The sequence below is a fragment of the Pirellulales bacterium genome, from assembly GCA_019636335.1.
Lineage (GTDB): Bacteria > Planctomycetota > Planctomycetia > Pirellulales > JAEUIK01 > JAHBXR01.
This window is the reverse complement of record JAHBXR010000024.1, coordinates 37,497-59,094: the sequence shown is the minus strand read 5'-3', so window position 1 is coordinate 59,094 and position 21,598 is coordinate 37,497. Positions and strand designations below refer to the sequence as shown.

17 protein-coding genes and 1 tRNA gene are annotated in these 21,598 nt (G+C 64.7%); 13 read left to right on the top strand and 5 right to left on the bottom strand.

Annotated elements, in window-relative coordinates:
* The first annotated feature begins 52 nt into the window (after positions 1 to 52).
* The 9 genes from KF708_20205 to KF708_20165 all read left to right on the top strand — a co-directional run bounded on the left by KF708_20205 (position 53) and on the right by KF708_20165 (position 12,623).
* Positions 53 to 1,009, top strand: coding sequence for a J domain-containing protein (locus KF708_20205; GenBank protein MBX3415017.1), 957 nt, complete (start codon positions 53 to 55; stop codon positions 1,007 to 1,009).
* Positions 1,010 to 1,021: 12 nt separating this feature from the next.
* Entirely contained in the window at positions 1,022 to 1,408 is a 387-nt protein-coding gene (gene rnpA, locus KF708_20200) for a ribonuclease P protein component (GenBank protein MBX3415016.1), read from the top strand.
* A gap of 59 nt (positions 1,409 to 1,467) precedes the next feature.
* A complete protein-coding gene (yidD, locus tag KF708_20195; protein MBX3415015.1) occupies positions 1,468 to 1,665 on the top strand; it encodes a membrane protein insertion efficiency factor YidD in 198 nt (65 codons plus the stop codon).
* A gap of 179 nt (positions 1,666 to 1,844) precedes the next feature.
* The gene (locus KF708_20190) at positions 1,845 to 3,710 is read left to right on the top strand and encodes a flagellar basal body P-ring protein FlgI (protein MBX3415014.1); all 1,866 of its coding nucleotides are present in this window, start codon (positions 1,845 to 1,847) and stop codon (positions 3,708 to 3,710) included.
* A gap of 66 nt (positions 3,711 to 3,776) precedes the next feature.
* Entirely contained in the window at positions 3,777 to 7,430 is a 3,654-nt protein-coding gene (gene smc, locus KF708_20185) for a chromosome segregation protein SMC (protein MBX3415013.1), read from the top strand.
* A 911-nt stretch (positions 7,431 to 8,341) separates the two neighbouring features.
* Positions 8,342 to 8,914 (top strand): response regulator, encoded by a 573-nt coding sequence (locus KF708_20180; GenBank protein ID MBX3415012.1) that lies wholly within the window; start codon positions 8,342 to 8,344, stop codon positions 8,912 to 8,914.
* A 356-nt stretch (positions 8,915 to 9,270) separates the two neighbouring features.
* Positions 9,271 to 10,854, top strand: coding sequence for a glycosyltransferase family 39 protein (locus KF708_20175; protein ID MBX3415011.1), 1,584 nt, complete (start codon positions 9,271 to 9,273; stop codon positions 10,852 to 10,854).
* Positions 10,855 to 11,078: 224 nt separating this feature from the next.
* Positions 11,079 to 11,567, top strand: coding sequence for a cyclic pyranopterin monophosphate synthase MoaC (gene moaC, locus KF708_20170; GenBank protein ID MBX3415010.1), 489 nt, complete (start codon positions 11,079 to 11,081; stop codon positions 11,565 to 11,567).
* Positions 11,568 to 11,612: 45 nt separating this feature from the next.
* On the top strand, positions 11,613 to 12,623 hold the full coding sequence (locus KF708_20165; GenBank protein ID MBX3415009.1) for a polyprenyl synthetase family protein: 1,011 nt from the start codon (positions 11,613 to 11,615) through the stop codon (positions 12,621 to 12,623).
* Between the two features lie 128 nt (positions 12,624 to 12,751).
* On the opposite strand, the gene KF708_20160 is transcribed toward KF708_20165, so the two are convergent.
* A tRNA-Ser gene (locus KF708_20160) sits at positions 12,752 to 12,838 on the bottom strand.
* Between the two features lie 365 nt (positions 12,839 to 13,203).
* On the opposite strand from KF708_20160, the gene KF708_20155 reads away from it, so the two are divergent.
* On the top strand, positions 13,204 to 13,497 hold the full coding sequence (locus KF708_20155; protein MBX3415008.1) for a hypothetical protein: 294 nt from the start codon (positions 13,204 to 13,206) through the stop codon (positions 13,495 to 13,497).
* Positions 13,498 to 13,686: 189 nt separating this feature from the next.
* Here the strand turns inward: KF708_20155 and KF708_20150 are convergent, their stop codons facing one another.
* Positions 13,687 to 14,145, bottom strand: coding sequence for a type VI secretion system amidase effector protein Tae4 (locus KF708_20150; protein ID MBX3415007.1), 459 nt, complete (start codon positions 14,143 to 14,145; stop codon positions 13,687 to 13,689).
* 185 nt (positions 14,146 to 14,330) lie between these two features.
* On the opposite strand from KF708_20150, the gene KF708_20145 reads away from it, so the two are divergent.
* Positions 14,331 to 15,341, top strand: a complete 1,011-nt coding sequence (locus KF708_20145) for a ThuA domain-containing protein (GenBank protein MBX3415006.1) — start codon at positions 14,331 to 14,333, stop codon at positions 15,339 to 15,341.
* A gap of 87 nt (positions 15,342 to 15,428) precedes the next feature.
* Here KF708_20145 and KF708_20140 read toward each other — a convergent pair whose 3' ends face one another.
* On the bottom strand, positions 15,429 to 17,144 hold the full coding sequence (locus tag KF708_20140) for a hypothetical protein (GenBank protein ID MBX3415005.1): 1,716 nt from the start codon (positions 17,142 to 17,144) through the stop codon (positions 15,429 to 15,431).
* A 343-nt stretch (positions 17,145 to 17,487) separates the two neighbouring features.
* A complete protein-coding gene (locus KF708_20135) occupies positions 17,488 to 18,447 on the bottom strand; it encodes a C-terminal binding protein (GenBank protein ID MBX3415004.1) in 960 nt (319 codons plus the stop codon).
* Positions 18,448 to 18,610: 163 nt separating this feature from the next.
* Between KF708_20135 and KF708_20130 the strand changes: the two genes are divergently transcribed.
* The gene (locus KF708_20130) at positions 18,611 to 19,723 is read left to right on the top strand and encodes an aminopeptidase (protein MBX3415003.1); all 1,113 of its coding nucleotides are present in this window, start codon (positions 18,611 to 18,613) and stop codon (positions 19,721 to 19,723) included.
* Between the two features lie 22 nt (positions 19,724 to 19,745).
* Positions 19,746 to 20,975: a threonine synthase gene (locus KF708_20125; protein MBX3415002.1), complete on the top strand. Its 1,230-nt coding sequence runs from the start codon at positions 19,746 to 19,748 to the stop codon at positions 20,973 to 20,975.
* A gap of 45 nt (positions 20,976 to 21,020) precedes the next feature.
* On the opposite strand, the gene KF708_20120 is transcribed toward KF708_20125, so the two are convergent.
* Positions 21,021 to 21,467, bottom strand: coding sequence for a hypothetical protein (locus tag KF708_20120; protein MBX3415001.1), 447 nt, complete (start codon positions 21,465 to 21,467; stop codon positions 21,021 to 21,023).
* Positions 21,468 to 21,598: the final 131 nt, after the last annotated feature.

Genomic DNA, 21,598 nt, shown 5'->3' with positions numbered 1-21,598 from the left:
CTCCACGTTAGGGCCGACGCAGCGCATCGAATAACAGCAACATAGCGGTAGGATGGCCGAGGACTACTACGAAACACTGGGCGTGAAGCGCGATGCGTCGCAGGCCGAGATTCAAAAGGCCTATCGGGCGCTCGCGCTCAAATACCATCCCGACAAGAACCCCGACGACAAGACCGCAAAGGAAAAGTTCCAGAAGGTGCAGGCCGCCTTCGACGTCTTGAACGACCAGAGCAAGCGCGAGATGTACGACCGCTACGGTAGTTCGTTCGAGCAGATGGGACAGGGGGGGCCGCAGCCCGGCGGGGGAGCCGCCTGGGGTGGCCAGCCAGGCGCCAGCTTCGAGGACATCGATCTGTCGCAGATCTTCGGCCAGCAGTTCGGCCAGGGCGAAGGGGGGGGCTTCGGCGACATCTTTGGGCAATTCCGCCGCGCGGGAGGGCGTGGCGCCAGGGCCAAGTCGCGCGGACGGGGCAACAACGTCGAGGCCGAGGTCACGGTCGACTTTCGCACGGCCATCAAAGGGGGGGACGTGCAGTTGCGCATCGACCGCGACGGGCGCATCGATACGATCACGGCCAAAATCCCCGCCGGCATCGAGGATGGCAAAAAAATCCGCCTCCGCGGCCAGGGCGAGCCGGGGTCCGGCGGCGGACCGGCGGGGGATCTGTTGCTCAAAGTACACGTCGAGTCGCACCCCTGGTTCCACCGTCGCGGACAGAACCTCTACGTGCGCGTGCCCGTCACGGTGGGCGAGGCGATCCTGGGGGCCAAGATCGACGTGCCCACGCCCCACGGCACGGTCAGCGTGCGCGTGCCGCCGGGCAGCTCGAGCGGTACCAAACTACGCGTGAAAGGGCAGGGGGTACAGCCCACGCAAGGCACGCCGGGCGATCTCTTCGCCGAGATCCAGGTGGCGCTTCCCAAAGACGTGAGCGACGAGGGTAAGCAGCTCATCGAGCAATTCGAGCGACAGCACCCGCTCAATCCCCGGGGCGGGTTGGCGTGGTAGAATGCCTGGTTGATGCGTTCCGTCCACGCGATCGACGCGACGATGTCCGATGAATCCTTCCGTCCGCACGAGCATTTGCGCCGCCACGCGGATTTCGTGCGCGTCTACACGCGCCGCCGCCGCGCCGGCGACGAACGCATGCTCGTCTACGCCTGTGAGAATGGCCTGGCCTACACGCGGTTGGGGCTTTCCGTCTCGCGGCGCGTGGGCAACGCCGTGGTGCGCAATCGCTGGAAGCGGCTCGTCCGCGAGATCTTTCGCCGCCATCGCCCTCGCCTCCCCGTGGGGATCGATCTGGTCGTGGTGGCCCATCCGGGAAGCGAGCCATGTCTGGCCGATCTGACCAAGAGTCTGCTGCGGCTGGCGAAGAACGCGGCGGCGCGGCTCGAAAAAAATTAGAGGGGGGATCCTCCTGGTCGGGGCAAACCGCCAGATTCGTCGTGCAATTGCCAGCGCTGATGCTGATAGCGCTGGTGCGATGTTATCAAGTCGCCCTGAGCCCATTGTTGGGGGCGAACTGCCGTTTCCAGCCCACCTGCAGCGCCTACTTTATCGAGGCCGTGCGCAAGTACGGCGCGCTGCGGGGTGGCTTCCGTGGCATTTTAAGGATCTGTCGTTGCCATCCGTTTCATCCCGGTGGATACGATCCGCCTTGAGGTTGCGCTCGCCGAACTTGTCTTGACCCGCGCTACCGGGCCGATTATCTTCCCGCCCTCGTCTTATCCGCTGGAACAGAGCGCGTGGGATCTCGCGAAGTAGGATGCTTCGCCGGGAGGCACGTTGCAACGGTCTGTCCCGCGCGAAGGTTCGATCCAAGGATGGAGCACACCTCGGCATGACGCGCTGGTCGTCGATCGCCGTTTGCGCCTGCCTGTTCGTCGCGGGTTGTGCTGCGCCTGCGGTGCGTTCGCAGAGCCCCGAAGCGGAAGAGATGGAGGCCGCATCGAAGGTGAAGCTCGTCGGCGAGTTGGCCGCCACCTATGGATTGCACACGGTCGAGATCGATGCGATTGGCCTGGTGACGGGACTCGACGGGACGGGGAGCGATCCGGCCCCCTCGCCTGAACGTGCCGCCTTGCTGGCCGATATGCAGGCCCGGGGGGTCGCTCAGCCGAACCAGGTGCTTGCCTCGCCCGATACCTCGCTGGTCTTGGTGCGCGGTTATCTGCGGCCGGGCATTCAGCCGGGCGACAAGTTCGACCTCGAAGTTCGCATTCCCTCGCGCAGCGAGACGACGAGTCTGGCTGGCGGTTGGCTGATGGAGACGCGGCTCAAGGAAATGGCCATGATCGGCAGCCGCCTGCACGACGGCCATGTATTGGCCTTGGCGCAAGGAGCGGTGCTGGTCGAGGCGCCGGCGACCGCGGGAAAAGACTCGGACAACGTTATGCAGAATCGCGGCCGTATCCTGGGAGGGGGCGTCGCGCTCAAGCCTCGCCCGCTCGGTCTGGTACTCAAGCCGGGCAAGCAATCGGTGTCGAACAGTTCGCTCATCGGCACCGCCATCAATCAGCGTTTCCACACCTTCAATCAGGGGGTGAAGGAAGGGGTCGCCACGCCCAAGACCGACGACTACATCGAGATCGTCGTTCATCCGCGCTACAAGGACAACATTCCGCGGTACCTGCAGGTGTTGCGCTCGGTGCCGCTGCGCGAGACGCCCACGCAGCAGATGGCGCGTCTGGCCCTGCTCGAGCGGCAAATGCTCGACCCGGTGACGGCCTCGACGGCCGCCCTGCGGCTCGAGGCCCTGGGCAAGCGCGGCATCGACGTATTGGCCAAAGGCATCGAGTCGAAGGACCTCGAGGTCCGCTTCTATGCGGCCGAGGCACTCGCCTATCTCGACGACAAGCGCGCGGTCGAGCCCCTGGTGGCCGCCGCCAAGAATGAATCGGCGTTCCGCGTGTTCGCCTTGACCGCGCTCAGTGCCATGGATGACCTGGCCGCGTACGAAGGGCTCCGCGGCCTGCTCGATGTGTCGAGTGCCGAAACCCGCTACGGTGCGTTCCGCTCGCTGTGGGCCATGAATTCGCAAGACTCGCTGGTCAGCGGCGAATATCTCGGCGGACAGTTCAGCTACCACGTGCTCGATACGTCCGGACCGCCGCTGATCCACGTGACCCGCAGCTACCGTCCCGAAGTGGTGGTCTTCGGCGCGGACCAACGCCTACAAACCCCCTTCGTGCTCGAGGCGGGCAAGCAGATCATGGTCATCTGCAAGGACGACGGCGACGTGGTCGTCAGCCGGTTTGCCATCGGCAAGGACGACCAGAAGCGGGTCGTCACGAACCGGGTCGACGACATCATTCGGGCCATCGTGGAGTTGGGTGGCACCTATCCCGACGTGGTCGACTGTCTGCAAAAAGCGGTCGCTGCGCGGTCCCTCACCAGCCGTTTTGCGGTCGATGCCGTGCCGCAGGCCGGCCGGACGTACGACCGAGTTTACGAGGACGAGGCCCTGGCCGACTCCGGCGACGGCGAGTCGGTCGACGGAGACGTGGCCCACGCCGCGGGGGGCGCCCACGAGGGTGAAGGGGTCAAGCAGGCCTCGTTCGTGGCCGACGGCCCCGTGCCCGACCTGTTCGCCCAGCCCAAGGAAAAGCCCGATCGTAAGAAGCGCAAGAAGACGGAATCGAGCCAGGGAGCGGACGCCAAATCGAAGAAAACCGCGGAAAAGCGGCGTTGGTTTGGTAAGCTATAAGAGTCCCACCGAGCACGGCGAGGCCGTGCCTTTTGCCTTTTCCGCCTCGGCCCTCCGAGCGCTCCCATGCTGAAGGCCCTCGAACTCGTCGGCTTCAAAAGCTTCGCCGATAAAACGCGTTTCGAGTTTCCCTCGGGCATTACCACGATCGTGGGCCCGAACGGGTCGGGTAAATCGAACGTCGTCGACGCCATCAAGTGGGTGCTGGGCGAACAGAGCGTCAAGAGCCTGCGCGGCAAGGAGATGGCGGACGTCATCTTCAATGGCTCGGGGAGCCGGCCGCCGCTGAACTGCGCCGAGACCACGCTCACCTTCAACAACGCCGATCGGCTGCTGCCGATCGACACGCCCGAGGTCCACGTCACGCGACGTGTCTATCGCAACGGCGAGGGGGAGTATCTCATCAATCGCCAGCCTTGCCGGCTGCGCGACATCCGCGACCTGTTTTCCGGCACCGGCGTGGCCACCGAGGCGTACAGCGTCATCGAGCAGGGCAAAGTCGACGTGATGCTGCAGTCCTCGCCGCGCGACCGCCGCGCGATCTTCGAGGAAGCGGCCGGCGTCAGTCGCTTCAAGGCCAAGAAGATCGAATCGATGCGGCGTCTGGAACGCGTCGAGCAGAATCTCTTGCGGCTGGCCGATATCGTCGCCGAGGTCGAGAACCGTTTACGCGGCGTGCGCAATCAGGCGGTGAAGGCCCGCCGCTACAAAGACTACAACGATCGGCTGCAGTCGCTCCGGACGCAGATCGGCCTGGCCGACTGGCGCCGCCTGGGCGAGGAACTCGACGCGCGGCTCTCGACCGTGCGGACGTTGACCGAAGAAGCGACCCTCCTCGACGCGAGTGCGGAAACGCTCGAAGCACAGTCTTTGAGCCACGACGTCGAGATCAGCGCAATCGGCGAAGCGATTCGCGCGGCCGAAGCACAGTTGGCCGTATGCCGCGAGCGCATCGCCACGAGCGAATCGACCATCGATCACGAACGTGGTCGTCTGGGCGACCTGGAAGCGCAGGCCGAGCGGCTGCGCCGCCACGTGGCCACCATGAGCGTACGCGCGGGGGATGTCGAGAATCAGCTCGTCGACGCCTCGCAGCAGTTCGCCGAAGCTGATGCCGAGCATCAGGCGATCCGACGTCGCGTGGCCGACGACGAGCGGCTCGTGGCGCAATTGACGGCGCAGCTGCAGGAGTTGCGCTCGCGAAACGAGATCCGCCGCGGGTCGCACATGGATGCCATGCGATCGGCCGCCCGCTGGACGAGCGAGATCAAATCGCACGAATCGCAGGCCACGAGCGCTCAGGTGGCCAGCGAACGCCTGACTCAGCGCCAAGCGGCCCTCTCGACCGAACGAGCCGCCTTGTCGCAAGCGGTCGACGCGGCGCGCGGGCAGCAGCAAGCTGCCAGCGAGGCGGTCCACGCACGCCAGCGCGAGCTCGTGCAGGCTCAAGCGGGATTGGCCGAACGCCGCGCCAAGCTCGGCGCCCGTATCGGCGAGTTGCACCAGGCGCAACAGCGCCGCACGGCTGCCCACGAGCGTGCCACGCTCCTCGAAGAACTCGAGTTGCGACAGGAAGGGCTCGGCGCCGGCGTGAAGCAGGTGCTCGATCAGGTGCATGGCGACGCCGAGAGCTTCTGGAAGCAGACGCGCGGGCTCGTCGCCGACCGCCTGCAGGCAGGGGTCGAAATGGCGCCGCTCGTCGATGCCGCGCTCGGAGCAGTGGCACAATACTTCATCGCGTCCAACGACCCTGCCTGGTTGGCCGAACTGGCGAATTGGTCTCGGCAACTGGCTGGTCCCGTCGGTGTCTTGCGTTTGGACGACTCGGGGGATCGCGCGACGTCGTCGGATCTCGACTTCACCGGGCGTTCCGGCGTCTTGGGGCGGGCCGATCGCCTGGTCGAAGCCGCTCCCGATTTCGCCACCCTGGCCCAGCAGTTGCTCGGCGAGACGTGGTTCGTCGAATCGCTCGCCATCGCGCTGGAACTCGCCGGCGAGGCGCCGGGACGAAACGTGACCTTCGTGACGCGGGCGGGCGAGGTCGCGACGACCGATGGTCGCCTGCTCGTCGGCCGCAGTCAGGGGGGGACCGGCATCATCTCGCGGCGCAGCGAGCTGCGCGCCCTGCGGCAGCAGATTGCCGACGCCGAGGTACACATCGGCGAGCTGTCGATCGGCGTGAACCTGCTCGAGTCGGAGGTGACCGAGTGGGAACAACGTTCGACGAGCCTGATCACGGCCCACCAGGAGGCGCTCGACAAGCTGTCCGAGGGCCGAGTTGCCAGCCAGGCGGCCGAGGCGCAACTTGCCCGGCACGATGAGCAAGCTACCCAGTTGGCCCAGGAGCTAGCCGACGCAGAAACGCTACTCTCCAGCAGCACGCAGGCCTACGAACGCGGCAGCCGCGAGCTGATCGCCAACGAGCAGTTGTTGTCCGAGCTCGAGGTATTGATCGCCGAGGCCTCGCGCGAGATCGACGAGCTGGACGAGGATCGCCTCGCTCGCAGCCGGGAAGCCACCTCGGTCAAGGTGCAGTTGGCCAAGAGCGAAGAGCGGCTCGCCAGCCTGCGCGTGCAGATGGAGCGCTATCGCCAGGATCAACTGGAGCGACAGCGTTCGCTGGAAGAGAATCGGGCGCAGCTTGCCGACTGCGGCGCGCGTGCGGCGCAGGCCCAGCAGTCGATCCTGCGGACCGAATCGCACGTGGCCGAGCTCTACCTGCAGAAGGAACGCTGGGGGGGCGAAATCGTGCTGCTGATAGCCCGCCGCGAGCAGTTGCGCGACGAACGCACGCAGCACACTCAGGTGGCGCAGGAACAGCGTGCGCAGGCCCGCGTCGTGCAAGACAAGCTGCACGCCGAGGATCTCGCCGCCAACGAGCTGCGCATGCAGCGCGATACGCTGGCCTCGCGGCTGCGCGACGACTACGGCATCGAGCTGGCCGAGTTGCAGCACACCCCCTCCGAGGAAGAGCAGCGGGAACGGGCGCAGATCGATCAAGAGATCGCCGAGCTGCGCCGCAAGCTGCAGAACATCGGCAGCGTGAATCTCGAGGCGCTCGACGAAGTGACCGAGCTCGAGACCCGTTTCACGAACCTCAAGTCGCAGTACGACGATCTCGCCTCGGCCAAGGCGTCGCTCGAACAGATCATCGTCAAAATCAACGCCGACAGCCGCAAGCTGTTTGCCACCACCCTGGAAACCGTCCGCGGACACTTCCAGGTGTTGTTCCGCAAGCTGTTCGGGGGGGGGCATGCCGACATCGTGCTCGAGCAGGACGTCGACATCCTCGATAGCGGGGTGGAGATCGTCGCGCGGCCGCCGGGCAAGGAGCCGCGCAGCATCTCGCTGCTGAGCGGTGGCGAAAAGACGATGACCTGCGTCGCGCTGCTCTTGGCCATCTTCCGCAGTCGGCCCAGTCCCTTCTGCGTGCTGGACGAAGTCGACGCCGCGCTCGACGAAGCGAACATCGAGCGATTCATCGGCGTATTGAAAGAGTTCCTGGCCTGGACCCAGTTCATCATCGTTACCCACTCGAAGAAGACGATGACCTGTGCCACCACGCTTTACGGCGTGACGATGCAGGAGACGGGAGTCTCGAAACGGGTTTCGGTCCGGTTCGAAGATGTCAGCGACAACGGCGAGATTCGTTTCCGACCGCGTGGTGCCAGTGCGGAAGATTCCCCCCCCGCCGACCACGACGAGACGCAAGCGGCCTAGCCGCGAACGCTGCTACCGAGTCGCGGCGAAGATTTTTATTCGGCGCGGCGACATCTTTTTCGTGGCGTGATCCGTGCGCGCGACGGGCGACAAGTCGCCGACGGGTTCCCCGTTAATCCCTTTAGGGCGCACATTCCGTGCCCGCGGCACGACTCCATCGTTCGATTTCACCGTTCCATTTCGTCGCAAGCGTGGCGAACTTGGAAGATTTTGCGGCCACGGTCGCGAACGCTACGGCCGTCAAAGTCTCGCTGGGTGCCCTCGTCAACCCGAAGGCCGCCAAGGCTTTGACGCGCAGATTCCTCGCCAGCGTCAACTTTGCCACGGCCGTTAGGGGTCACTTGATCGGACTCGCCCCTACGACACGCGAATCTTTCTAAAGAGTTGCCCCACGAAGACTCGAAACTAACTGACGGAAGACCTGCCTTCGTGACGCGTCTGGTTCGCCAGATCGCGAGCACTCGGGCAGGTTGCAGGGGGGAACCTGCCCAAACGGTCATGCCTTGGCCATCCTTTTGCCGATGAGGCTTTAGGAGCGGCGTTCTACCCCTGCGTCCACCGCTCGTCGTCGAGCGGTTGTGCCGCACTTCAGGAACGATCCGGATCGAGAGAGGCTCAAAACGCAGTCTCTCTATTTTACGGATTTTCGCTGACTTCCGCATAACCTGCTTGCCGATGCTAGCAGTACGGCGCGGTCCAGAGGGAGCTGAGCCAGAGCCACCGCAGAAAGAACAGAGAGCAAGAAGAGCTTGTCCCGGCCCAGATGCTTGCGGCCGGCCGGCTGAACCCCAGCCGGCGATGAAGGAGCGAGACACGGCCACCAAACCCGCAAGCAAGGGATGAGCTGGTTCCGCGGCAAAAGCGCGGGACGCATTCCAGAAATCAAGCGCACGTTATTTGGAGAGCCTGCAATGAAGGTTTTCACTACTGGTCAGGTCGCTAAGATCTGTAAGGTGGCCCCGCGCACGGTCAGCAAATGGTTTGACTCGGGTCGCTTGAAGGGTTACCGCATCCCCGGTTCACAAGACCGCCGGATTCCGCGTGAGTATTTGATTCGCTTCCTCAAAGAGCACGGCATGCCCTTGGGCGACCTCGAAGACGAGGCAATGGCCAAGGTGCTGATCGTGGCGCAGGACCAGGTCCTGATCGAAAACCTGAAGCGTGCGCTCCCCGCCGAGCGTTCGTTCAAGGTCGCGACTGCCGCCAGCGGCTTCGAAGCCGGCATCCAGGCCGAGAGCCTGCACCCGGATTGCATCATCGTCGACTTCTCGATCGGCCGCACCGAGTCGTTGCAGATCTGCCAGAACCTGCGTCGCAACAACGAGTATGCCGAGACGATCTTGATCGCTCTGCTGCCGGACGACGGCGAGACGCACAGCTTCGATCGCTCGAGCATCAACGAGACTTTCAAGAAGCCGTTCGACGCCGCCTTGTTGGCCGAGCGTCTCCGAACGCTGATCGGTGCCCGCAAAGAGCTCGTCTAAGCGGAACGTGCGCCCGCAAGACTCTCCTTGCAGCTCCCCAACTCGCCGATCGAATATCCAAGCCGTCGCGGCTGACCCCCGCGGCGGCTTTTTTCATTTTGTGCGAGCACGCGAGTGCGAGACGTGGCCGGCGACCTGGCCGAATCGACCGCGTCAGTGCCAAAGGTTGCTCCAAACGTGGGGCGTCCTTGCGCGGGGGGCCGACTGCCCGGCGGCAGGCGTCCTGGTTACGATGCTAGATTCGGGGGCCGGCGACTCGGCTGCCCGCTCGTTCCAGCACGGCGCGTGTTTCGATGACCGCAGTTGACGCTCGCAGGCCCTCATCTACCGTCCACACCAGGTGGCGACCCCGCTGGTTGGGTCCGCTGGTCGTGGCGCTGGTGGCCACGCTAGGGGTGCTGCTGACGCTCGGCGACCCCGGTATCACCTGCGACGAGTTCTACGACGTCCAGGCGGGCAAGTCGCTCGTGCGCGCTCTGCAACTCCAGGGGCTCGACTTTTTTCGCGCGGCGCACGTCGAGCAGAACTACGGTTGGATGACGCCCCATCCCCCGCTGGGGCGCTGGGTGCTGGGATGGACGCACCATCTGTTCGACGACGTTCCCGATGAACCGTTTGCGGTGGCCGTGATCGCCGGCCGTTTCGCTCCCGCGCTGGCCTTCGGCTGCCTGGTGTTTCTCGCGGGCTGGACCTCGCTGCAGGTGACGGGCGAGCTGGGGGGCACGGTGGCGGCGGTCGCCGTGGCGCTTTCGCCCCGGGCCTTTGCCGATGCCCACTTCGCCACGCTCGATACCATCACCGCGCTGACGCAGTTCGCCGCGATCGTTGCCTTGGCCAAAGCGGTCGAGGCGGGGGCTCGGCCGCGGAACATCGTGTTGGCGGGCTTCGTCTGGGGGCTGGCGCTAGCGACCAAGTTCCAGGGGCTGCTGCTGGGCCCCATCGGCATCGCGTGGCTCGTCTGGCGCCTGCGCCGTCGGGCCTGGCTGCCGATTCTGATCTGGGGAGCCGTCGGTGGTGTGACCTTCTTCGTGCTCTGGCCCTGGCTATGGTACGCGCCGGTCGAGCGGATTTTCTCCTACGTCTCCTCCTCGACACAGCGGCAGGCCTTGCACGTCTACTACCTGGGGCAAGTCTGGCGTGACGTCGACGCCCCCTGGCACTATCCGTGGCTGATGTTCGCCGTGACGTTGCCGGTGGGTTTTCTTTTGTTGGGGCTCGCCGGGTTGTGGGGAGGCGGACGCCGCTGGTGGCGCGATCCGTTGCTATCGCTCGTGGCCGCGGCATTCCTGTTCATCCTGGGTGTTTTCAGCGTGCCGGGAACGCCCGTCTACGACGGTATCCGTCTGTTCCTGGTGGCGGTGCCGCTCTGGTCCGTGGCCGTGGGCGTTGGCGCGCAGTGGCTCTTCGAGCATTCGCGGTTCGCCTTGTGGCCCGTCGCGGTGCGGGGTGGTGCGCTGACATTGCTGTTGGCCGCGCAGGCCGTGGGCTTGGCGATGTATCATCCGGTGCAACTCAGCTACTACAACGCGCTGGTGGACGGATTGCCTGGCGCAAGTCGCCTGGGTTTCGAGACGACCTACTGGGGCGATTCGGTGACGGAAGAGATGCTCGAGCTGGCCGCCGCCGAGTCCGCCGGCACGCCGATCTTTTACGCTCCCCACCTGGCGCCGTTTCAGGCCGCTTCGGTCGAGGCCTCTTCGCCCGGCTTCGTCGCCGCCGGCGGGAGCCTGGTCGGCTGGGACGCCACTCGAACTCCCGGGCCGAACGCGAGCCGGTACGCGCTCGTCTACCGGCGTCAGGCCGATCTGCCCGCGGTCGAGAAGCTGCTCCGCGGGGCGCGTGTCCGTGCCGAAACGAGCTGCCAGGGGGTTTGGCTCACTCGACTCTACGAATTGAATCCCGCGCCGTCGAACGAAATTCCCGCGCCGCCGCGGCCATAAAACCGCCAGGCGATGCCACCCAACTCGATACCAGAGTGAGAGTTACCCCCTGGACGGTAGTCGGGCGGCCAATAGAATTGACCCCAGCGCGCCGCATGGTCGGAAATCTCTGTTCCGCAAGCGGTTGAGTGTTGTCTCCAATCTCCCGATTGCGGTTGCTGTGACGCGGGGCGCCCCCCCTCCTGCGATAAGTGATGCGCTACGATCGGTCCGAGTTTGTACCTATGGATGAATTGAGTCATTTCGACGCTGCCGGTGCGAGCCGCATGGTGGACGTGGGTGAGAAGCCCGTCACCCGCCGCACGGCCACGGCCAGTGGTTGCGTGCGGCTGCAACCGACGACGCTCGAAATGATTCGCCGCCGTGAGTTGTCGAAGGGAGATGTGTGCGAGGTGGCGCGGCTGGCCGGCATCATGGCCGCCAAACGCACGCCCGAGTTGATCCCGCTCTGCCACTCGTTGCCGCTCGACAGCGTCCGCATCGAGTATGCGTTTCCCGACGAGCGAACGGTGCGCGTCGAGGCGACCGTGAGCGTCACCGCGCGCACGGGGGTGGAGATGGAAGCGCTCACCGCGGTCAGCGTCGCAGCGCTCACGATTTACGACATGTGCAAGGCGGTCGATCGCGCCATCGAGATCACCGACGTGCGGTTGGAAGAGAAATCGGGAGGGCGGAGCGGAACCTATCGCCGCTCGGCGCAGGCAGGCACCTAGCCACACGCGGGCAAGTGGCCCGCGCGACCACAAGGAAATGAGTCCATGAGTTCGACGACCCCGGATGTTGCCGCCTCGCGACCGCGGCTCGATGCCGTGTACGCCCCGATCCGCGACGACCTGCGCGCCGCCGAAGAGGTGTTGCGGGCAGAGCTACGCAACGACTATCCGTTCGTCGACGAGTTGGTGCAGCACGGTTTTCAACTGGGGGGCAAGCGGCTGCGGCCGGCGCTGGTGCTGTTGGCCGGCAAGGCGTGCGGCGAGCTGACCGCCGATCATCATACGATCGCTGCGGTGGTCGAGATGATTCACACGGCGACGCTCGTTCACGACGACGTGCTCGACGACGCCGACATGCGGCGACATCGACCGACGGCCAACGCCCGTTGGGACAACCAGGCGAGCGTGCTGCTCGGCGATTACCTCTTCACGCACTCGTTCTACCTGGCCAGCACGCTCCCCAGCACCCGTGCCTGCCAGTTGATCGGCCGGGCGACGAACATCGTCTGCGAAGGGGAGTTGCGGCAGATCAATCGCCGCGGTTACCTGGCGCTCGATGAGGAGGAGTATCTGAGCATCATCGAGGGGAAGACCTCGGAACTCTGCGCCTGCTGCTGCCAGTTGGGGGCGTTTCTCTCTGGGGCCGACGAGAAGGTGCAAGTGGCGCTCGATCGTTATGGCCGCTACCTGGGCAACTCGTTCCAGATCACCGACGACTTGCTCGACCTGCTGGGCGAAGAGGAGCAAACCGGCAAATCGCTCGGCACGGATCTGGCCCAGCAGAAGATGACGCTGCCGCTGATCTACCTGCGCCGCACGCTCGACGAAGCGCGCCGCCGCGAGTTCGACGCAGTGCTCAGTTCGCAGGGAGAGCCGGGCGCTCGCCGCGCGGCGCTCGACTCGTGGTTCCAGGCGAGCGACGCCATCGAGTACGCTCGCGGCCGGGCCGACGACTTCGCGGGCATGGCCCGAGCGGAGCTGGAGATTCTCTCCCCGAGCGACGCCCGACAGGTGCTCGAGCAGCTCACCTACTTCGTGGTCGCCCGCCGGCAGTAGAGGAGTAGAAGATCCGCCGGCAGTAGAAGAGCAGTGGAACAGTAGACCGCCGTGGAGCACCTCGTCCGAGGCCTGATCTCCTGCTCGCCTACTCCACGGCTCCGCTTTTTTCGGCTCGGGCCAAAAAGCGGACGGGGAGGGATTCGAACCCCCGGGGCAGTTTCCCACCCAGCGGTTTTCAAGACCGCCGCCTTAGACCACTCGGCCACCCGTCCAGGTTTGCCCTTTTGAGCATGCTGCCGCGGGCTTCGTCAAGTGGGGCGATCGTCCGCTCCTCGTACAGACACGGACCACTTGAATTGGTTCCTTGCGAACGGACCCTTTTCGCCGTTCGCAAGAGGGCCGCAGTGCGGTCACATGCGTGGGCAGCAAACGGCCGCGTGAGAGTACAGACGAGATTCAGGGCGGGCCGTTCGCGCTTTGGCCGGCCTTTCTCGATTGCGACTCGACCGTCAGAAGGCGATAATGATGTGTACATCCCCCATCTATGCAGGCTGACTTTTGAGCAGCCTACTCCCGAGCCTTCCTCCATAGATCCGGGCTGACGCGACTCAGCACCATCAGGCGAAGGAGACCAGTTGTGAGCGATAAGAAGCCGATTCCTGCTGCGCCGGAAGTCGCGCGCAAACGCTGTCCGGTCTGCGACAAAGCGGTGTACTCTGCCAGCGGAATCCACCCGCAATGCGCCCTCTCGCGCGAGAGCGCCGAGCAGTTTGCCGCCCAGAAGGCAGCGCGCGAGGCAGCGCCGGCGGCGGTCGCGGCGCCCGCCGTCAAACCGGCCTGGCTGAAGACCTGTCCGGTGTGCAAGCGACAATCTCCGTCGCGACGCTTTGCCTGCGAGTGCGGGCACAAATTCGCGTCTGCACCCCGTTGAAGATTTCGCAGCGGCGCTCATCAGAGGGGGCATTGTCTACAAGCACCGATGGTCGCAAGGGATGCGATGCTCGAGAGATCGAACCATCGGACGATTATCGCGAGCTCGACTCAACGCGCGGATCGATGGAGTCGAGCGGAGTCATGCGCGCAACCGTTTGTCACCCCCTCCGGCAATGATGAGCGACTGCTATTTCAGAGTCCACAACGAAGCCTCGCTGGCCTTGCCGAAAAAGCATTGGTCGGAGCAAATGCTCCCGTCCCAGAGCGTGACATGTCCGGTGGCATCGCTCCAGCCTGAGACTTGGAACGCCAGGATCCCCTTCTGTCCGGCGAAATCGGCGGACTTCGGATTCTTGGTCACCTGGTCAGGTTTTCCAAAGTTGTGGGTGAGATAGGCCACCAGATCCTTCACGCGATAAATGTACCACTTCTTGTCGGCGCCGGAGACAGTGGCCCAAGCACCGCGTGAAACGGGCTTGCCGGAGTTATTCAAGCAATAACTCATCCGGATCGCGCAGGCGTTGGTGAAACCCGCCTGGGGGTCTTTAACGCCTAGCTCGACGTTGACGCCGACCTTTCCGCCGATCACTTTGCCCACGCCGACGACATCGACATTGACCGTGGAGAAATGGTTCCACATCGTCATGAACGCAGGTCTCTCCGCCATTGGAACCTCCCTTGGTACAGACCGTGTGACCTCACCTGCCTGGAATCGCCCCCGGCTCGAGGGACGGCATTCTAGCATGGTCGATCGGCCGATGCCCCCAGGGGTTCACGGGGAGCGAACGCGTCGCGGCGGCGATGATGTGTCGCCGGAGAACGCTATTCGACTTGCTTGGCGGGTGCTGGGGCGGTGGTTATTCTGTTACCACGGAAGTCACGATTCGCCTGCCCTACGCCTTCATCCTGCCCTACCGCGCGGCCCGCGGGGTCGCCTTCGAGGAGATTCCCACCATGCGTCGTCGCGAAATGCTGTTGACTACGGGTGCTGCCTTGAGCCTGGCTGCTTTTCCGCGCGGTTGGGTCGCGGCCGAAGACAAGCGCAAGCCGCACGTACTGTTCTTTACACGAAGCCAGGGATTCGAGCACTCGGTCATCAACCGCGGCAAGGACGAGAAGCCGGGACACGCGGAGACCGTCTTCACCGAATTGGGCCAGCAGAACGGCTTCGACGTGACCGTCACGAAGGACGGCCGCGTGTTCGATGGCGATCTCGATCAGTTCGATGCCTTCTTTTTCTTCACGACGGGCGATCTGACGCAGCCCAGTCGCGACGGCGGCGAGCCGATGTCGGCGGCCGGCAAGGAACGACTGCTGGCAGCCGTGGCGGGGGGCAAGGGGTTCCTCGGCTCGCACTGCGCGAGCGATACGTTTCACTCGCAGGGGGATGCCCGCGAACGACAGAATCCCCCCGACCCGTACATCGCCATGATCGGGGGAGAGTTCATCAGCCACGGCCCGCAGCAGTTGGCCAAGCAGGAGGTGATCGATCCGAAGTTTCCCGGCGTGGAGAAGCTGGGCGATTCGTTCGCCCTGCTCGATGAGTGGTACGCGCTGAAGAACTTTGCCGACGATCTGCACGTCATCCTGCTGCAGATCACCGAGTTCATGAAAGGGAACGACTACGCGCGGCCGAACTATCCTTCGACCTGGGCGCGGATGCACGGCCAGGGGCGCGTCTTCTACACCTCGATGGGGCACCGCGAGGACGTGTGGACGAACCCGATCTTCCAGGGCATCGTGCTGGGCGCGGTTTCGTGGGCGGTGGGCAATGTCGACGTCGACGTGGCGCCCAACCTGAGCAGCGCCGCCCCGGACGCACACACGCTCAAGAACGCCTGAGCGGGCACGCGGCGGACAGCGTGCGCCGTACGACAGCGAGAACTTGCTGGCACAGGCGAAATGTCGTGGGGCGAACGGGTTAAACCGCTACGTACCGGAGCTTGCTTCGTCGTCCTTGAGGCCGAGGCGCGCGAGCCACTTGCCGCGCGTGGCCGGCTTCTTGCCAGTGGGATCGACCTCCCCCGCTTCGGGATGGCGTGCGCGCTCGTCTTCGGTCTGGCGCAGTTTTTCTTCGAGCTCGGCGCGCTCGCGGGCGATTTTGGCCCGTTCGAGCGAGAGGTCGATCTCGGCCTGGCGCAGCTTCTCGCGCCATTCATCCTGCATGCGGTTGAGCTTCTCGCGTTCGTGCTGAATCAGCTCGTCCTTGTCGAGCTCGGCAGCGATGGCGGCGGCGCCCACCGCCAGATTGCCGACCTGGCTGCTCTGCTGTTCGAGCAAGCGCTGCAGCTCGTTGATTTCGTGTTCCTTGGCGGCGACGACCGTTTCGGTCTTGCGAATCGTCTCCTCGATCGAGAGCCGTTCCTGCTTACGATCGGGATTGTCGTCTGCGGCGGCTTCGGCCTCGAGCGCGGCCAAGAGCCGGCGTTTTTGCGACTCCCAGTCGTTGCCTTCGATCTGGGTCGCCGTGAGACGCCCGCTCTTGAGCCCTTCGATCTCGTGCTCGAGTTTCTGATTGCGCTTTTTCTGCTCGCGCAGGTCTTCGAGCAACATCTCGTGCCGACGCTGCATGTCGGCGACCTGCGCATCGTTCGCCACAGCGGTCGACGCCGCAGCCAGTCGACGATCGGCATCGGCCAGCCGCTCGTTGAGCGATGCACAGCGGCTTTCGATTTCGTGCTGGGCGGCTTCGGCCGCTTCGAGCCTGGCCCTCGTCGACGCGAGCTCCGCTTCGAGCCGTGTGCGGGCCTCGCGCGCCCCGTGGCAGTCGGCGGTTAATTGCTGCAAACGTTCTTCGAGCTGAGGATCGCCCGCGGCGGCAGGTCCCGTCTCTTCGAGCTGGCGACGGAGATCCACGATCTCGGCCTCGCGCTCGGCGAACTTGGCCTCGCGCTCGGCGAACTGCTGTTGCAGCTCGACGGCTCGTTGCTGCAGCGTATCGGCCAACTTGTCCAGCTCGTTGTTGCGAGATTCCAGGTCCTTCTGGTTCGCTTCGAGCTCGGCCTGTTGTTTCTTGAGTTCGGCATCGAGCGTGGTCTTCTGCTGGCGCAGCTCGTGGGCGATGCGGCGGCGCTGGCCTTTGGTTTCTGCCTGCTCATGCTCCAGCTCTTCTCGTTCGCGCTCGAGCTGTGCCGACTTGTCGTCGAGTCGGGTACGCGCCGCCTTCAACTCGTCGGTGGCCGCTTCGAACTCGGCTCGTTCGTCGGCCAGTTGGCGCTGTTGCTGTCGCAGGCGGGTCTCGGTCTCGGCCAATTCGCACGAACGTGCGTCGAGTTCGCCTTGGCGACGATTCAACTCGTGGGCAAGCTGTTGCTGCTGCTGGTGGGTGGCCTGTTGGCTTTGTTCCCAGGCATCGCGCGCCGACTCGAGTTCTTGACGCAGCCGGGCCAACTCTTCGCGGCCGCGCTGTAGATCTTCATTCTGGCGACGGGTCGCGTCGCGCTCGTCCTCGATGCGGCGCGAGTCCTGTTCCAACTCGTGCGCCACCCGTTCGACCTGGCGGGCCAAATCGGATTCGATCTCATCGAGTCGCGCACGCTGCGCACCGAGGAACGCGCGGGCTCGCGACTGCTGCTCCTGGAGCGCAGCGGCGAACTCGTTTCCCCAGCCGTCAACCGGCGCTAACTGCGAGAGATGATCTTCCATGCCTGGCCGATATCGCGATGGAGCGGAACGCGCGCGGAACGAGCGATCCGCGTGACTCAGGCAGTGCCAGTTCGCACCCCGTCCGATGCGGGTGACGTCGCCCTAGGCCGACCGCCTTTCACCTAAGTTGATATAGGACATGGGGCTGGTGGGGTCAAAGCCGGGGGCCGTCTTTATCGAATGTGACGGCGACACGGGGTAAGAATGTGCCCTGGCCCCCCCGCTTCGGTGCGGTCAGTGGTCAGTGGTCAGTGGTCAGTGGTCAGTGGTCAGTGGTCAGTGGTCAGGCGATGGGGGGAGAAAGCCTGGGATGTAAGTTTGGCCTGTGCATCGGTGTGCGGCTTTACACCCACACGTCGGGATTCACGAGATTCCGCGGTCGCCGGCCCGACAGTACGTCGACCACCGACTGCGTGGCACGGCGACGCAGATCGGCCAGCGATTCCTCGGACGCGAAGGCGACATGCGGCGTCACGATCACGTGCGGATGGTTCCACGGTGCCTGCGCGAGATCGGGGGGCTCGGGCTCGTGTACGTCGAGGGCCGCGCCCGCCAGCTTGCCAGCCGAGAGTGCCCGGGCAAGCGCGGGATGATCGACCAGCCCGCCGCGCGATGTATTGATGAGACAGGCCGAAGACTTCATGCGCGCCAGACGTGCCGCGTCGATCAGGTGTCGCGAATCGTCGGTCAGCGGCAGATGCAAGCAGATGAAGTCGCTTTCGGCGAGCAAGTCGTCGAGCGGTCGCCACACGGCCCCCTCGAGCTGCGATTCGCGACGCGTCGTGGCGAGCACGTTGAGACCAAAGGCCTGCGCCTTGCGGGCCACCGTGCTGCCGATGTTGCCATAACCGATGAGCCCCAGTGTTTGCCCGGCCACGCGATGGATGGGCAGTTCGGCCCGCAGATCGTAGCGGCCTTGTTTGGTGGCCAGATGGTAGAAGGCCACCTTGCGTGCCAGGGCCAGCAGCAGTGCCAGCGTGTGCTCGGCCACTTCCTCGAGACAATAATCCGGCACGTTGGTCACGGCGATGCGCCGCGCCGTGGCACGCGCGACATCGATGTTGTCGAGCCCGATGCCCAGGCGTGCAATGACGCGACATTTTGGGGCGGCGTCGATCACTTCCGCCGGCAAGGGGGCCCAGCAGGTCATGATGGCGTCGGCCTCGCGCACTGCCTCGATCAACGAGGCCACGTCGTGCGCCGGCGCGACAGCGAGCTCTGCCCCGGCACGCGACAGGATGTCGCGCTCGACGTCGAGATCGGTCCAGGCGAAATCGGTGATGAGTACGTGAGGTGAGGCCATGCCGGATGTTGTCAAAGAGGATGCCGCCCGCGGTCCAGGTGCATTTTACCGCTCGGCTGGCGACGCGTTGTTGCCCCGCGGGGGATATCCTATCATGAGCCTGCTTTTGACCGCCCGACGAGCGTTGGCCACTTGGAAAAACACGCACAGCGATCACCCGCCGATGAACGATCCCCGCATAAAACGTCTCGCCGAGATCCTGATCGATCACAGTTGCCAGCTTGCCCGGGGCGAGAAGGTCTTGATCGAGGCCTTCGACCTGCCCGATCCCGCGCTCGTGACGACGCTGGTCGAGCTGGCGGCGGCGCGCGGCGCCGTGCCGCTGGTGACGTGGAAGAACAACGCCGTGCTGCGGTCTCTCTATCGCTCGGGCACGAAGGAGAGCATCTCGCTGGCGGGCGAGCTGGAGCGGGCCCGCATGGAGCAGATGGACGCCTACATCGGCATCCGCGGCGCGGCGAACAGCAACCAGTTTGCCGACGTCCCGCACGAGCAGATGGATTTGTACCAGACCTACTGGTGGCAGGTCGTCCACACCGAGGTCCGCGTGCCGAAGACGAAGTGGGTCGTGCTGCGCTATCCGACCGATTCGATGGCTCAGGCGGCCAACATGAGCACCGAGGCCTTCGAGAACTTCTATTTCGACGTCTGCACGGCCGACTACGTGCAGATGGCCCGCGACCAGGAGCCGCTCGTCAAACGCATGGAAGCGGCCAGCGAAGTGCGCATCGTCGGGCCAGGTACCGATTTGCGGTTTTCGATCCAGGGGATTCCGGTGCGTCCGTGCCACGGTCAGCGAAACATTCCTGACGGCGAGGTCTTTACGGCCCCCGTACGCGACAGCATCAATGGCACGATTCGCTACAATACCCCGTCGCGGTATCAGGGAACCGTGTTCGACAACATCGAGTTCGAGTTTCGCGAGGGCAAAATCGTCCGCGCCACGGCCAACGAGACCGAGAAGATCAATCGCGTGCTCGATGCGGACGAAGGGGCACGCTACATCGGCGAATGGTCGATCGGCTGCAACAATCGCGTTCGCCGTCCGATGCTCGATACGCTCTTCGACGAGAAGATCGGCGGTTCGATCCATCTGACGCCCGGCAACGCCTACGACGAGTGCGACAACGGCAATCGCAGCCGGGTGCATTGGGATCTCGTGTTGATTCAAACGCCCGAGTATGGCGGCGGCGAGATCTGGTTCGACGGCGAATTGCTCCGCCGCGATGGTCGCTTCGTGCCGGCCGATTTGCAAGGACTCAACGTGGGGCTGTAGACCGATCCGCAGGATGCTCGGCGTGAGCAGGTTCGTCACTCATCTCGAAAGTGCGCTCGACGGAACGTCGTTGCCGGCCGATCGCCTGCAGACATTGCACCGCGAGCGCCCGTTGTGGGTGCGCTACGACCTGGAGGCCATCGGCCGCGCCGTGACATGGGATGAAGTCGTGGCCCGACCGGCCACGATGTGGCGCTGGCGCGAATTGTTGCCGGTGCCGGACGAGCACAGCATCGTCTCGCTGGGCGAAACGGTAACTCCCTTGCTGCGCTGCGCGCGACTGGGGGCGAGGTTCGGACTCGAGCGGGTCTGGATCAAGGATGAATCGCGCCTGCCGACGGGCAGCTTCAAGAGCCGTGGCCTGGCGATGGCCGTGAGCATGGCACGGCACTTCGGCGTGCAGCGATTGGCGATTCCCACGGCGGGCAACGCTGGCGGCGCCGCGGCCGCCTACGCGGCGCGGGCCGGACTCGAAGCGTTCGTCTTCATGCCCGACGACACGCCCGCTATCAATCAGTACGAATGCCGCTTGGCCGGGGCCAAGACCTTTCTCGTCGACGGCCTGATCACCGACTGCGGCCGCATCGTGCGCGAAGGCAAAGAGCGTCTGGGCTGGTTCGACCTGTCGACGCTCAAGGAGCCTTATCGCATCGAAGGCAAGAAAACGATGGGGCTCGAACTGGCCGAGCAGTTCGCTGGGCATTTGCCCGAGGTGATTCTCTATCCCACCGGGGGTGGCACCGGGTTGATCGGCATGTGGAAGGCGTTCGCCGAACTGGCCTCGCTCGGTTGGCTGGCCTCGGGTCGACGACCGCGCATGGTGGCGGTGCAATCGGACGGCTGTGCGCCGATCGTCCGCGCCTTTGAGGCCGGAGAGCGATTTGCCGAACCATTCGCCGGCGCCGCGACCATCGCCAGCGGCATCCGCGTGCCGGCGGCGGTCGGAGACTTCATGATCCTCGATGCCGTGCGCGAGAGCGCCGGACGCGCCATCGCCGTCGACGAGAGACGCATCTCGGAATGGATGCAGTTCGCGACGTCACTCGAAGGAATCAGCGTTTGTCCCGAGACCGCCGCCTGCGTCGGGGCCCTCGAGATGCTCGCTGCCGAAGGTTGGATCGCCCCCGACGATCGCGTGGTCGTGTTCAATACCGGGGCCGCGCAGAAGTATCCCGAGGCGATGGCGATCGACTTGCCACGTCTGCGGCATCGCGAACCGATTGACTGGGCGCGCCTCGAGCGTGGAGTCTGAACCGCGCGGCCATCGCAAGAGGGGCCTTTTCGGTGCGGCCTGTGTCTACGAGCGAGTGGAGACGCGCGTCTCTTTGTACACGCGCAGCACGCGGGTATTGGACAGGTCGATGCGCACGGTGCCGACTTCGCCCGGCTGCAAACGCACGCTAGTGGTCAGGTTGCGCAGCCTGCCGCGACCATCGAGGTACTCGATTTGCACCGGTGCGTTGCGCGTGGCACGGGTGCGGACGCTGCGCTCGCCGCCAGCCGCAAGAAAGCCCATCACGCGCGAGGCGTCGGGCAATCGCACCACCACATTGCGCATGGGCTGGTCTCCCCTGTTGCGCAGCTCGATCGTTAGCTCGGTCTTCGTGCTGCCGGCGCCCAGCATGACCAGGAAGAAGAATACGATAAAGGCGAGCGCCACGAAGGCCAGACGATAAGGGCGCTGGCTCTCCTGCTGCGGCTGATCGTCGAACACTTGGGGTTCATAGTCCAGCGTGCTGCTCATCGTGTACACCTAGGAGAATAGGCTTGCCCACGAGTGGAAATGCCGTGAAAGGCGATGCGCGCAGAGGTGCCGCGGCGAGAATCGAGCGTGCGCGCGCCATGGGCAAAGGCCGCACAGCCAGGCTCCCCTGC

Excerpts from the sequence above, each read along its gene's own strand:
- KF708_20205 (MBX3415017.1), top strand. The coding sequence starts at position 53 with ATGGCCGAGGACTACTACGAAACACTGGGCGTGAAGCGCGATGCGTCG.
- rnpA (MBX3415016.1), top strand. The coding sequence starts at position 1,022 with ATGCGTTCCGTCCACGCGATCGACGCGACGATGTCCGATGAATCCTTC.
- yidD (MBX3415015.1), top strand. The coding sequence starts at position 1,468 with ATGCTGATAGCGCTGGTGCGATGTTATCAAGTCGCCCTGAGCCCATTG.
- KF708_20190 (MBX3415014.1), top strand. The coding sequence starts at position 1,845 with ATGACGCGCTGGTCGTCGATCGCCGTTTGCGCCTGCCTGTTCGTCGCG.
- smc (MBX3415013.1), top strand. The coding sequence starts at position 3,777 with ATGCTGAAGGCCCTCGAACTCGTCGGCTTCAAAAGCTTCGCCGATAAA.
- KF708_20180 (MBX3415012.1), top strand. The coding sequence starts at position 8,342 with ATGAAGGTTTTCACTACTGGTCAGGTCGCTAAGATCTGTAAGGTGGCC.
- moaC (MBX3415010.1), top strand. The coding sequence starts at position 11,079 with ATGGATGAATTGAGTCATTTCGACGCTGCCGGTGCGAGCCGCATGGTG.
- KF708_20165 (MBX3415009.1), top strand. The coding sequence starts at position 11,613 with ATGAGTTCGACGACCCCGGATGTTGCCGCCTCGCGACCGCGGCTCGAT.
- KF708_20150 (MBX3415007.1), bottom strand. The coding sequence starts at position 14,145 with ATGACGATGTGGAACCATTTCTCCACGGTCAATGTCGATGTCGTCGGC.
- KF708_20140 (MBX3415005.1), bottom strand. The coding sequence starts at position 17,144 with ATGGAAGATCATCTCTCGCAGTTAGCGCCGGTTGACGGCTGGGGAAAC.
- KF708_20135 (MBX3415004.1), bottom strand. The coding sequence starts at position 18,447 with ATGGCCTCACCTCACGTACTCATCACCGATTTCGCCTGGACCGATCTC.
- KF708_20130 (MBX3415003.1), top strand. The coding sequence starts at position 18,611 with ATGAACGATCCCCGCATAAAACGTCTCGCCGAGATCCTGATCGATCAC.
- KF708_20120 (MBX3415001.1), bottom strand. The coding sequence starts at position 21,467 with ATGAGCAGCACGCTGGACTATGAACCCCAAGTGTTCGACGATCAGCCG.